The organism is Rhodopseudomonas telluris (genome assembly GCF_042432815.1).
GTDB classification, from domain to species: domain Bacteria; phylum Pseudomonadota; class Alphaproteobacteria; order Rhizobiales; family Xanthobacteraceae; genus Rhodopseudomonas; species Rhodopseudomonas telluris.
Genome location: NZ_JBHLWM010000001.1, coordinates 803,005 through 815,433 on the forward strand (window position 1 = coordinate 803,005; position 12,429 = coordinate 815,433).

General features: G+C 66.1%; 11 protein-coding genes. 3 read left to right on the forward strand and 8 right to left on the reverse strand.

The genetic code is table 11. The features are described 5' to 3' along the window. Positions 1-2: 2 nt before the first annotated feature. From ACFFJ6_RS03665 to ACFFJ6_RS03675, 3 genes are read left to right on the forward strand one after another with little or no spacing between them, the layout of a single operon-like run. Entirely contained in the window at positions 3-2,060 is a 2,058-nt protein-coding gene (locus tag ACFFJ6_RS03665) for an NADH-quinone oxidoreductase subunit 5 family protein (RefSeq protein WP_378384470.1), read from the forward strand. After that, the gene (locus ACFFJ6_RS03670; RefSeq protein WP_378384472.1) at positions 2,051-3,493 is read left to right on the forward strand and encodes a complex I subunit 4 family protein; all 1,443 of its coding nucleotides are present in this window, start codon (positions 2,051-2,053) and stop codon (positions 3,491-3,493) included. The genes ACFFJ6_RS03665 and ACFFJ6_RS03670 overlap by 10 nt, the downstream gene beginning before the upstream one ends. Before the next feature lie 10 nt (positions 3,494-3,503). After that, a complete protein-coding gene (locus ACFFJ6_RS03675; protein ID WP_378384474.1) occupies positions 3,504-4,868 on the forward strand; it encodes an NADH-quinone oxidoreductase subunit N in 1,365 nt (454 codons plus the stop codon). 242 nt (positions 4,869-5,110) lie between these two features. On the opposite strand, the gene ACFFJ6_RS03680 is transcribed toward ACFFJ6_RS03675, so the two are convergent. The 8 genes from ACFFJ6_RS03680 to ACFFJ6_RS03715 form a co-directional block, all read right to left on the reverse strand. Further along, positions 5,111-5,404, reverse strand: a complete 294-nt coding sequence (locus ACFFJ6_RS03680; RefSeq protein ID WP_378384476.1) for a hypothetical protein — start codon at positions 5,402-5,404, stop codon at positions 5,111-5,113. A gap of 63 nt (positions 5,405-5,467) precedes the next feature. Beyond that, positions 5,468-6,775: an O-acetylhomoserine aminocarboxypropyltransferase/cysteine synthase family protein gene (locus ACFFJ6_RS03685; protein ID WP_378384478.1), complete on the reverse strand. Its 1,308-nt coding sequence runs from the start codon at positions 6,773-6,775 to the stop codon at positions 5,468-5,470. A gap of 332 nt (positions 6,776-7,107) precedes the next feature. Beyond that, a complete protein-coding gene (locus ACFFJ6_RS03690) occupies positions 7,108-7,797 on the reverse strand; it encodes a helix-turn-helix domain-containing protein (protein ID WP_054164172.1) in 690 nt (229 codons plus the stop codon). 194 nt (positions 7,798-7,991) lie between these two features. Further along, a complete protein-coding gene (locus ACFFJ6_RS03695) occupies positions 7,992-8,384 on the reverse strand; it encodes a response regulator transcription factor (RefSeq protein ID WP_378384480.1) in 393 nt (130 codons plus the stop codon). Positions 8,385-8,469: 85 nt separating this feature from the next. Further along, complete coding sequence (fixJ, locus tag ACFFJ6_RS03700; protein ID WP_378384482.1) at positions 8,470-9,087, reverse strand: response regulator FixJ; 618 nt, start codon at positions 9,085-9,087, stop codon at positions 8,470-8,472. Next, a complete protein-coding gene (gene fixL / locus ACFFJ6_RS03705; protein ID WP_378384483.1) occupies positions 9,077-10,606 on the reverse strand; it encodes a sensor protein FixL in 1,530 nt (509 codons plus the stop codon). The genes fixJ and fixL overlap by 11 nt, the downstream gene beginning before the upstream one ends. A gap of 148 nt (positions 10,607-10,754) precedes the next feature. Next, entirely contained in the window at positions 10,755-11,486 is a 732-nt protein-coding gene (locus tag ACFFJ6_RS03710; protein WP_378384485.1) for a CBS domain-containing protein, read from the reverse strand. Between the two features lie 78 nt (positions 11,487-11,564). After that, entirely contained in the window at positions 11,565-12,398 is an 834-nt protein-coding gene (locus tag ACFFJ6_RS03715; protein WP_378384487.1) for a universal stress protein, read from the reverse strand. Between the last annotated feature and the right edge of the window lie 31 nt (positions 12,399-12,429).

The window sequence follows — 12,429 nt, forward strand, 5'->3', positions numbered from 1 at the left end:
GCATGGCACAGCTGCTTCCCTTCGTCCCGATGCCGGCGCTGCTCGGCTTCATCGTGTTGTCGCTGGTGCCGATCGCGCTGCCGCGTGCCGCGGTGATCGCGCTCGGCGTCGGCGCCGCGGTGCTGCCGGCGATCCTGTTTGCGCCGGTGGCGCTGGGCTGCCTCGACGGCGGCTGCGTGGCGGGCGCGGTGGTGCCGATCCTGTCGATCGACACCGGCGTGTTCGTCGCACAGATTGCGATGTCGATGGATCCGCTCAGCATGGTCACCGGCGGCACCGTGGTGCTGGTCGGCGCGCTGGTGCTGATCTATTCGGGCGCCTACATGGCGTCGGAACCGGTGCCGGATCTGCGCCGCTTCTTCGCGGTGATGAACCTGTTTCTCGCCGGCATGCTGGCGGTGGTGTTCGCCGCCGACGTCATCCTGCTGTTTCTCGGCTGGGAAACCATCGGCCTGTGCAGCTTCATGCTGATCGCGTTCTACGATCAGCTGCCGAAGGCGGTGTCGGCCGGCCGCAAGGCGCTGATCACCACGCGCATCGCCGACAGCATGCTGCTCGCCGGCCTGATGATGCTGTTTCTGTCCGCCGGCACCACGCGGCTCGACGGCATGCTGGCCGCGGTGCCGGCGATCGATCCGTGGCGGCTGGCGCCGATCGCCGGGCTGATCGCGCTCGGCGCGCTCGGCAAATCGGCGCAGATCCCGTTTCACACCTGGCTGCCGAGCGCGATGGCCGGCCCGACGCCGGTGTCGGCGCTGCTGCATTCCGCCACGATGGTCGCGGCCGGCGTGATCCTGCTGGCGCGGCTCGCGCCGCTGTTCGCGGCCGCACCGGAAATCTCCGCGATGGTAGCCATGCTGGGCATCGCCACCGCGGCGCTCGGCGCGCTGGTCGCGCTGATCCAGACCGATGTGAAGAAGCTGCTGGCGTTTTCGACCATGAGCCAGATCGGCTTCATGGTGCTGGCGCTCGGCCTCGGCGCACCGGCCGTGGCGCTGGCGCATTTCGCCATCCATGCCGCGTTCAAGTCGCTGCTGTTCCTCAGCGCCGGCGTGATGAGCCACGCCTCCGGCGGCTCGACCGCGATCGAGGCGCTGCGCGGTGCGCGCTATCGCCAGCCCTGGGCGTTCTGGGCGTTTGCGATCGGCGCGGCGTCGCTCGCCGGCCTGCCGGTGATCACCGCGGGCTGGTACTCGAAAGAAGCAGTGCTGGCCGCGGTGTGGAGCAGCGGGCCGTGGGGCGTGCCGCTGTGGCTGCTGGCAGCAACTGCGGCGATGCTGACCGGCGCCTATGCGTTCCGCGTGGTGTTCGTCGCCGGCAGTCAGTCCGCCGAACTCGCCGCGCCGCCGTGGGGCGGGGCGGCGGTGATGATCCCGCTGGTCGTGCTCACCACGGTCGCGGTCGCCGGCGGCCTTTCGGTCGGCGCGCTGATCGGCTTCGCCGGCGGCACGCCGGATCACATCCCGCTGCTGCCGACGCTGCTCGGCGCTGCTGCGCCGATCCTGGGTGTGCTGCTGGCCCGGCAGATCGTGCGGCATCCGCGCGAGCTGGAGCGGGCGGCGCAGCGGCTGCGCCACGTCCGCATCTTCCGCGTCGACGTGCTGTATTATTACTACTTCGTCCGCCGCTTCCGCCGTGTCGCCTTCGTGCTCGGCAATGCCGAGGGCACCGAGGCGTTCGCGCGCGCGGCGGAACTGCGCCGCGAGGGCGTCGAGGTGCCCGGCCTGCCGGCGGACGACCCGTTGGCGCATGGCGGCGCGGTCTCGCCCGACTTCATCACCCGCGCGACCGAAGGCCAGACGCCGGTGGTGCGGCTGGTCTCCGGCGATCCGGTTGGTCGGTTTGTCGTCGCTGCGGCGCGGCTGTTCGTCAGCGGCTTCGTCGCGCGGTTCAGGCCGGATGCGATCGACCGCGGCTGGATGGGCTTTGCGGGCGGCTTCGGCCTCGCCTGGGCGCAGGCGCGCCGGGTTCAGACCGGCCGCGTCCGCGATCACTCACTGTGGATAGCGCTCGGCTGCGCGGCGCTGTTGTTGTTTGCCTGGGGGACATCATGGCGCTGATCGCGCTTATTCTGCTGCCGGCCTTCGGCGGCGTCGTTGCGTTTCTGGTCGCCGGCAAGGGCGAACGCGAGCGCTGGGTCAGCATCGCGACCTTCGCGCTGATGCTGGTGCTGCTTATCGCGATCGTCGCCGGCGCGCCGGAGGGCCGCTGGTACGCCAAGGTCAGCTATCCGTGGGTGCCGTCGTTCGGCATCGCGCTCGACTTCGCGCTCGACGGCCTGTCCGCCGCGCTGATCGCGATCGCCGCGGGGCTCGGCATCATTTCGGTGATGGCGTCGTGGACGGAGATCCCTACGCAGTCCGGGCTGTTTCACGCCAGCCTGTGCTGGACGGTGTCCGCCACCGTCGGGGTCTTCATCTCGTTCGACCTCTTGATCTTCGCGTTCTTCTGGGAGGCGATGCTGGTGCCGGCCTTTATGTTGATCGCCGTGTGGGGGCATGGCGACAAGGAAGGTGCGGCGCTGAAATTCCTGATCTTCAACGCGGTCGCCGGCTTCGGTCTGCTCGCAGCGTCGTTCGCGCTGGCGGCGATGTCCGATCACATGACGTTCAGCGCGTTCGAACTCGCCGAGATGAAGCTCTCGACGTCGGCGCAGGTCTGGATGCTGCTCGGCTTTTCGCTGGCCTTCATGGTCAAGCTGTCGGTGCCTCCGTTCCACGCCTGGCTGCCGGAGGCGCACACGCTGGCGCCGACCGCGGGCTCGATCCTGCTCGCCGGCATCCTGCTGAAGACCGGCGCCTACGGCCTGTTCCGCTTCGCGCCGATGCTGTTTCCCGAGGGGCTCGCCGCCGTGGCACCTTACGGCATCGCGCTCGGCGCCGCCGGCGCGCTGTATGGCGGCCTCGTTGCCTGCGGCCAGAACGACGCCAAGCGGCTGGTCGCCTACACGTCGATCGCCCATATGGCGATCGTGCTGATGGGCATCTCGGCCGGCGTGCACTACGCACTGGCCGGCGCCGCAGTCGAGATGATCGCGCATTCGTTCTCGGCCTCGGCGCTGTTCCTGCTGATCGGCGCGCTGTACGAGCGCACCCATACGCGCGATCTGCGCCAGCTCGGCGGCCTGCAGCAGGTCGCGCCGAAATTCGCCGCGGCGTTCGCACTGTTCTGCTCGGCGCTGCTGGCGCTGCCCGGCACGGCGAATTTCGTCGGCGAGGCGCTGGTGGTGGTCGGCATCTTCCAGGTCAATTGGGTGTTCGCGCTGCTGGCGCTGTCGACGCTGATCGTCTCGGTGATCTACGCGACGCGCCTGTTGAAGGGACTGGTGTTCGGCCTGCCGAAGCCGGCCGGGCCGCTCGCCGATCTGAGCTGGCGCGAATATGCGCCTGTGGTGGTGATGGGCCTCGCCACGCTGGTGATCGGCCTCTATCCGCAGAGCCTGCTGGCGCTGCTCGAGCCGGCGATCAGGGCCGCGCTAATCCAGACGCCGTGATCGCCGCGCCATGACCGCAACCCAGTTCGCCGCGCTTTCGCCGCTCATCGTGCTGGCCGTCGCCGCCATCGCGGCGATGATGCTGGTGCCGTTGGCGCGTATCGAAGCCGCGCAGGGGGCCGCAGCCGCGGGGCTCGCCGCGGCCGCGGCGCTAGTGCTGCTACGGCTCGGTGCGCCAGCGGCGCCCACGGGCGCGCTGTTCACCGATGACGCGATCGCGCGGTTCGGCATCGTCTATATCTGTCTCGCTTCGCTCGGCGCGCTGGTGTTCCTGCGCACCGGTCATCCCGCCAAAGAGGCGCCGTCGCTGCTGGTGCTGGTGGCGACCGGCGCGGTGACGCTGGCGGGCGCGGGCCATGCGGCGACGCTGTTTCTCGGCATCGAGATCGTCAGCCTGTCGCTGATCGCGCTGTTCGCGTATCGGCTGTCACGGCAGGGCCTCGAGGCGGCCTACAAGTTTCTGGTGATGAGCGGGCTCGCCTCGTCGGCGCTGCTGCTCGGCATCGCGCTGATCTACGCGGAGACCGGCGCGCTCGACTTTGCCGGCTGGACCGGGCACGACGCGCTGGCGGCGCTCGGCACCGCGCTGCTGCTCGCGGGCCTCGGCTTCAAGTTTTCTCTGGTGCCGTTCCACATGTGGACGCCGGACGCGTTCGAAGCCTCGCCGGCGAGTGCGGCGGCGCTGGCCGGCGTCGTGTCCAAGGCGGCGATGACGATCGTGATCCTGCGGCTGGTGCTCACCGCGCATCTGCCCGAGCCGGTGTGGAGCAGCGGCCTTGCGGCGCTCGGCGCCGCCTCGGTGCTGGCCGGCAATCTGCTGGCGCTGCGCCAGCCGCAGCTGCCGCGGATGCTCGGCTACTCGACCATCGCGCATTCCGGCTACGTCGCGCTGCTCCTGGCGTCGGGCCAGCCGCTCGCCGGCGAAGCGGCGCTGTTCTATCTCGGCGTCTACGCACCGGCGATGCTGGTGGCGCTGTGCGTCGCCGGGCTGCTCGGCCGCGCCCCGACGCTGCCGGATCTGCACGGGTTGGTGAAGCGGCGGCCGCTGGAAGCGATCGCACTGTCGCTGTCGATGCTGTCGCTCGCCGGCCTGCCCGCGGCGGGCGGCTTCATCGCCAAGCTGTATCTGCTGCGCGTGCTGGTAGACGGCGGATTGTGGGCGCTGCTGGCGATCGCCGTCACCGGCTCGTCGCTGGGCTTCTTCTACTACGCGAGGTTCTTCACCGCGCCGCTCATTGGGCAAAGCCACGCCGAGGCCGAACCTCTGCCGCCGCTGGATCGCGGCCTGCTGATCGTCTGCAGTGTGCTGATCCTCCTGTTCGGCGTCGCGCCGATGACGCTGATGGCACTGTTGCCGGCCGTCACTCCGCACTGATCATAGGATGGGCGAAGCGTAGCCCACCTGGGCTAGAGCGGTCCAATGATTGATTGCAACAATCACGCGCTTCAAAATGCACCGACCTCATCTTGAGAAGCCCGGCGAAGCCGGGCGTCTCGAAGGATGGGGCCGCAGAGTGCACGAGGCCCATGGTTCGAGACGGCGCTTCGCGCCTCCTCACCATGAGGTTTCGTTGTGGCGCGCGCCGCAGATCATCAAGCTTGTGAAGCAGAACTGCTCTAGCCGACGGAGCTCGCGCCTGCATCTTTCATCGCGGATTTGATCACGCTGGCGTCGCCGCCGGAGACCGAGACTTCGATCACGTCGTTCAATTCCGGATCGCCGTGTTTCGTCTCGCCAGGGTGGCCGCTCTGCGTATCTGCGCCGGCGGCTTTGGTGCCGGCGCTGTTGTCGCGACCGCGGGCCTGCACGACGACCTGCTTGCGATCGACGCCGTGTTCCTGCACCAGGCGCTCGACCGCGAGTTCGGCGGCCCGCCTGGTTGAAAATGCACCGGTGATTTTTTCCTGCATGTCGCCTCCGGAATGTCGTTCGGATTTCTCCGACGACAACCGGAGGCGAGCAGCGATGTTCCGTTAGGCGGCGCGGGCGAGGCGTCCCGCTGCAAGGCCGCGTTCCAGATCGACGATGATGTCGTCGATGTGCTCGAGGCCGATCGACAGCCGCACGTAGCCGTCGGAGACGCCGGTCGCGAGCTGGTCTTCGGTCGACAGTTGCGAGTGCGTGGTCGAGGCCGGATGGATCGCGAGGCTGCGGGCGTCGCCGATATTGGCGACGTGATACAGCAATTGCAGCGCATCGATGAACTTCCGCCCGGCTTCATGCCCGCCTGCGAGTTCGAAGCCGACCAGGCCGCCGAACTTGCCCTTCAGGTAGCGATCAGCGCGCTCGCGTGCGATGCCCGTCTGCTTCGACGGGTGAATCACCTTGACGACTTCCGGCCGCTTCTCGAGATAGTCGGCGACCGCCTGGGCGTTCTGCACATGGCGTTCGATCCGCAGCGGCAGGGTTTCGAGGCCCTGCAGGATCTGGAAGGCGTTGAACGGCGACAGCGCGGCGCCGAGGTCGCGCAGCAGCGTGGTCCGCGCCTTGATGATGTAGGCGATCGGCCCAAGCGGCTTCACCGCTTCGACCCAGACCGCGCCGTGATAGCTCGGGTCCGGCGTATTGAGCGCGGGCTGGCGCTGCGGGAACTTCTCCCAGTCGAAATTGCCGCCGTCCACGATCAGGCCGCCGATCGACGTGCCGTGGCCGCCGAGATATTTGGTCGCCGAGTACACGACGACGGCGGCGCCGTGTTCGAGCGGCTTCACCAGCAGCGGCGCCGCGGTGTTATCGACGATCAGCGGGATGCCGTGCTTGCGGCCGATCGCGGCGACTTCTTCGATCGGAAACACCGCGAGCTTCGGATTCGGCAGCGTCTCGGCGTAGTAGGCGCGGGTGCGGTCATCGGTCGCGCGCTCGAACGCCTCCGGATCGGACGGATCGACGAAGCGCACTTCGATGCCCTGATCCTTCAGCGTGTTGGCGAACAGATTCCAGGTGCCGCCGTAAAGGTCGGTCGAGCTGACGACGTTGTCGCCGGCGCGGGCGAGGTTCTGCAGCGCGAAGGCCGACGCGGCCTGGCCCGACGCCACCGCGAGCGCGGCGACGCCGCCTTCCAGCGCGGCCACGCGCTTTTCCAGGACGTCGGTCGTCGGGTTGCCGATGCGGGTGTAGATGTTGCCGAGCTCCTTCAGCGCGAACAGGTTCGCGGCGTGCTCGGTGTTGTTGAACTGGTACGAGGTGGTCTGGAAGATCGGCACCGCAACCGAGCCGGTCGAAGGATCGGCGCGCCAGCCGGCATGCAGCGCGAGGGTTTCGGGGTGAAGTTTCTCGGTCATGACAAAATCCTGCGACGATGAAAGGCGATGCGCTGGTGCCTGTTCAGGGGCCAGCACAGAGGTTCGCCGGGACGTCCATCAGGTCGGGCGGGCGCCTCCAAGTCAATCAAGTCGAGGAAATAAAAATCTATCGACTGCCTTTCGGTGTCGCATTGAAGCGTTCATTCTCCGATAAAAGACATGATGCGGAGAAAAATCTTTCGAGATAGCGTTCGGCCTCGCTGAGGAGAGGGGCTCATCGCGTCACAAAAAAAAGGCCGCCATTGCTGGCGGCCCATTCGAGAGACCCTGGAGAGGGGGCAGGCAGGCGGCTGGAGGGGCCGCGCTGTCGATCAGGCGTCGAGGTTGCGCAGCTGCTGGCGGTTGCGCAGTTCGATCTGGCGGGCGCCCGAGAAGCCGAGGATGCCCTGGCTCTGCAACTGCGACAGCGCGCGCGACACGGTTTCGAGCGTGAGGCCGAGATAGTCGCCGATGTCGCGGCGGCACATCGGCAGCGCCATCATGCCGGCGACGGCGAGGCGGCGATCCATCTCGAGCAGGAAGTTGGCGACCCGCTCCATCGCATTCTTGCGGCCGAGCAGCAGCATGTGATCTTCGGCGTGGCGCAGCTCGCCGGCGGTCATCGACCACAGGCTGCGGGCGACGTGCACGTCGGTGGCGGCGGCCTGTTCGAGGCTGCGGCGCTTCAGCAGGCGAACGGTGGTGTCGACGATGGCTTCCGCGGTGAGGCGATGGGTCGGTCCCGACTCCAGCCCGAACACATCACCGGGGAGATAGAAGGCGCCGATCTGGCGGCGGCCGTCGGAGAGAAGCTTGTAGCTGCGGACGGCACCCGACACGACCTGGTAGACGTACTCGGACGGCTCGTCCTCGCCGTAGATTTCCTCTTCCTTCTTGTAGGTGAATTCGGAGGCGATCAGGCCGGCGTGACCGGTGGTTGCAAAGAACTGATCAGCCGGGGAGCGGGAAGGGTCAACCGGAGCCTTGGCGACGGTCGGGGCCCTGAGCGACTGGTTCAGCATTTTGCCATCTCCTGCGGGTATCGGGATCGGATGGCGTGGTTGTAGTGAAGAATGCCGGAGCCGAATATTTCGCCCCATATCTTAAGTTGGGTTCCCTAAGGGGTTTTACGGAGCTGGCGGCCTACCTGAGAGTGGTCGCCGCAAAGCCAATTCAGCAATTTCAAAAGGTTAGAGGAAGATCACTGACCGGGCGTTCAGACCGCTGCGCCGTGATCGACCAGCGCGTCGCGAATGTGCGACACGAGGCTTTCTTCCAGATGCGGCTTCAGCACGACGTGGCGCACGCCGACCGCGGCTGCGCGGCTGGAGATGCTTTCATCCGGATAGCCGGTGATCATCACCACGGGGCAAGCGATGTTGCGGTCGCGCAACTTCTGCGCGAGGTCGATGCCGTTCATGTTGGGCATCTTGTAGTCCACGACAATGCAATCGGCCCGGCCATCGTTCAGCGAGTCGAGCAACGCCGGTCCGCTGCGGAACGTGCGAACTTCGAAGCCATCGGTTTCCAGCAGGAAGCGCAGCGATCCGAGCACGCCCTGATCGTCGTCGACGACATAAACAACAGTCTTTGAGGGCGCGCAGGTCATAGCTCGCTCCTACGCACCCAACCCGGCATGCAATTTTTCCATGGCGGAAAGATAATCGGGGTTGGGGGAAGCGGGTTGATCTGCCTCAATCCTTGATCACGCCGCCGCGCATCGCCATCCTGACGAGTTCCGACAAGCTCGAGGCTTGCATCTTGGTCATCACGTTGGCGCGATAGACCTCGATCGTCCGCGGACTGATATCAAACTCGCGGGCGATCACCTTGTTCGACATGCCGGCGATCAGACCGTCCATGACTTGCCGTTCGCGCGGGCTGAGCGACTGGATGCGCGCGACGATGTCCTGCGACAGGGCCTCGCTCTTGGCTTCGTCACCAGCCTGTTTGATGGCGGTTTCGATCAGGCCGATCAGGCGGTCGTCATCGAACGGCTTCTCGATAAAGTCGATCGCGCCGAGCTTCATGGCTTCCACCGCCAAGGGCACGTCGCCGTGGCCGGTCATGATCACCACCGGCAGCCGGCTGCGCCCGGCTTTCAGCCGCTTCAGAAGATCGAGCCCGTCGATCCCCGGCATCCGGACATCGGACAGCACGCAGCCGAATGCAATGCTGCCGCTCGCTTCGAGGAACGACGCCGCGGTTTCGAACAGGCGGACTTCGTAATCGGCGGACGTGAGCAGGAAGTCGATCGATTCCCGCATCGCCTGATCGTCGTCGATCACATAGACAATGCCCTTACGCGCCATCGCTCACGTCCTCGCCCGGTGCCATCGGCAGCGTGAAACGAAAAGTCGCGCCGCCCGCGCTGTTGGTCTCCGCCCACATCCGCCCGCCATGGGCTTCGATGATCGAGCGACTGATCGACAGTCCAACGCCCATTCCGGTGTCCTTGGTGGTGAAGAAAGTCTGAAACAGCTTTGCCTTAACGTCGTCCGGAATGCCACTGCCGGTGTCCGAAACCGTGACTTCGATCATGTCGTCGGCGACTCGCGCGTTCGAGGCCGACAATTCCTTGCGCGGCGCGTTGGCCATCGCCTCGAGTGCGTTGCGAAACAGATTGACCAGCACCTGCTGGATCTGGACGCGGTCGACCAGCACGAGATCGTTGGCCGGGTTCATCTGAAAGCGCAGCACCACGCCCTGTTCGCGCGCGCCGGTGAGGCCGAGCGCACCGGCTTCCTCGACCAGCTTGGCCAGGCTCTCGACCCGCTTCTCGGATTCGCCGCGTGCGACGAAGTCGCGCAGCCGGCGGATGATCTGACCCGCGCGCAGCGCCTGCTCGGCGGCGCGCTCCATCGCGTTCTCGATCTTGGCCGTGTTCGGATCGCGACTGCCGGCGAGGAGGCGGCGCGATCCTTTCATGTAGTTACTGATGGCCGACAGCGGCTGGTTGAGCTCGTGCGCGAGAGCCGAAGCCATTTCTCCCATCGCGGTCAGCCGCGAGACGTGGACCAGTTCGGCCTGGAGTTCGTGCAGCCGCGCCTGGGTCTGCTGATACTCGGTGAGATCGCGGATGAATCCGGTGAAATAACGCTCGCCGCCGGATTCCATTTCGCCGATCGACAGATGGATCGGAAAGGTCGTGCCGTCCTTGCGCTGGCCGGTGACGATGCGGCCGATGCCGATGATGTGCCGCTCGCCGGTGGAGTTGTAGCGGGTGATGTAGTTGTCGTGACGGGTCGCGTCCGGGCGAGGCATCAGGATGCTGATGTTCTGGCCGATCGCTTCCTTCTCGGTCAGTCCGAACATCCGCTCGGCGGCGCTGGAGAAGAATCGCATGATGCCGCGGCCGTCGATCAGGATCATCGCGTCCGGCACGGTGTCGAGAATCGAGCGGAGCTGGTTCTGCTGCAGCCGCAGCTCCTGCTCGAGCACCTTCTGCTGGTCGACGTCGAGCACGATGCCGCACAGATAGCCGGCGCCGCCGTCCTCCCGGACCATGCCGCCGCGCGAGCGCAGCCAGTGGCTGGCCTGGTTGCGGTCCGCCACACGGTACATGATGTCGAGGTTCTCACCCTGATCGATCGCGCGCTGCATCGCCTGCGCGACGCGCTCCCGGTCCTCCGGATCGATCAGCGACAGAAACCCATCGAAGTCGACCGGCACATCCGGTGCGACGCCGAACAGACGCCGGGCCGTCACCGACAGCACCAAGTTGCGGGTCGCGAGATCGAGCTCCCAACTCCCAACGCCGTATTGATCGATGCCCTGCTGCAGCCGCCGATCGCGCGCAAGGGCGTCCGATGTTTGGGCTTGATCGGTCACGAGTTACCTTCGCTACTCATGGAAGTGGTCTTATCATACAGGTGTTCCAATCCGCAACGGACGCAATGGCCAACAAAAAACCGATGGGCAAACGCCTTGGGTTTGCCGCATCGGTTGGTGGTGTCAAGTCCGGAGCGCTGGGGCGGTTTCAGCTCGTCTTCTTGGCGGAGCGATCGTCTTCCGGCGAATTGAGATAAAAGCCGGACATGGTGTCGACCCAGCACAAATGGTCGTGCACCTCTTTGACGCCGCAGACATTCTCGGCGACGACGATGACGGCCTGACGCGAACTCTCCTCGGTGATGACGCCGTTGAGATGCACCACCCCGTCGCGCACCACCACGCTCAGTCCGAACGGGCGCCAGTCGTTGCGTTCGATCTCGGCGATGATCCGATCCCGGATCTTGTCGTCGACCGCGGATGGATCCGGAGCCTGACGGGCCAGCTCGGCGACCGCGCGGAGCAGGTTCTTGCGCGTGACGATGCCGACCAGACGTTCGCCCTGCATCACCGGCAAGCGTTTGACGTGGTGTTTCTCCATCGTCCTGACGATCGTCTCGACCGAGGTGTCCTCGGTGATCGTGTGCGGATGATGCGTCATCACCTCGCCGACTTTCCGGCCGTGCTCGTGCACGAAGTCGTCGGCGCAGGTGCTGGGCCCGAGCAGCATCCGGAGCCACCGATTGCGCTTGCGCTGCGTGCCGAGTTCGGCGCGGCGGATGAAGTCGCCTTCCGAAATGATGCCGATCAACCGCCCGCCCGAGTCGACCACCGGAAGGCCGCTCACGTGGTGCTCCAGCATCGCGTTGGCGGCATCGACGATCGAAGCCTCAGGGCCGATCGTCACCACCTGGGATGTCATGATCTGATCTGCGCGCATGTCTGTATCCCCTCCGGCACATCGTGCCGCCTTTGATCGAACCTGCCGGCATGTCTCAACGACCGCTGCGCCGGCAGCTCAATGCGAAATCAGCGCCGGCAGCGTCAGCGACTTGAAGATGCCGCGAGTGACGCCGCCAAGAATGAATTCACGTAGCCGTGAATGGCCGTAGCCGCCCATCACCAGCAGATCGGCTCCGATGTCCGACGCCATCGACAGGATGGTGTTGTGAACGTTGGTCGGCGGCGCGGTGAAGTGGTGGGCGGTCGCTGCGAGATCATGCCGCATCAGATGGGCCAGCAGGGCGTTGGTCGTGGCTTGACCGACGTCGTCCTCGTCCTCGTTCACCGCCAGCACATCGATGGTCTTCGCCCGTCGCATGAACGGCATGGCGTCGTGAACCGCGCGAGTAGCCGGGCGGCCGCCGTCCCAGCAGATCAGAACACGGTCGAGATTGAGCGGTCCCTTGTAAATGTAAGGCACCATCAGCATCGGCTTGCCGGAATTGAACAGGATGCTTTCGGGCAGTGGATCCTGGTGGCCGGGGTGGGCGCGGTCGGGCTGCGGCACGACAGCGAGATCGTACAGCCGCGAGATCTCCGAGAGCGACTCGTTCGCGAGCACCGGAGTGTCGCAGACGCTGCGTGCACCATGCGTGACTCCGGCCGCGCGGGCGGCGATCTCGAACTGGTCGAGCCGTGCCGCGGCTTGATCGTTGTCGGTGTTGTACTGATTGACGGCCGCGTAGTAGGCGGTCGAAGCCCCGACCACGACCGCCGGATTGATCGGCTGGTAGGTGCAGACGATGCCGTCGAGGTGAGCGTCGAAGGTTTTGGCGATGGAAACAGCGCAGTCGATGATTCCGTCAGCCGGCCGGTCGGCCGGGATATGCACGACGACATCGTTCAGCATGGGAGAAGACTCCGGATCGCACGTGATGCGA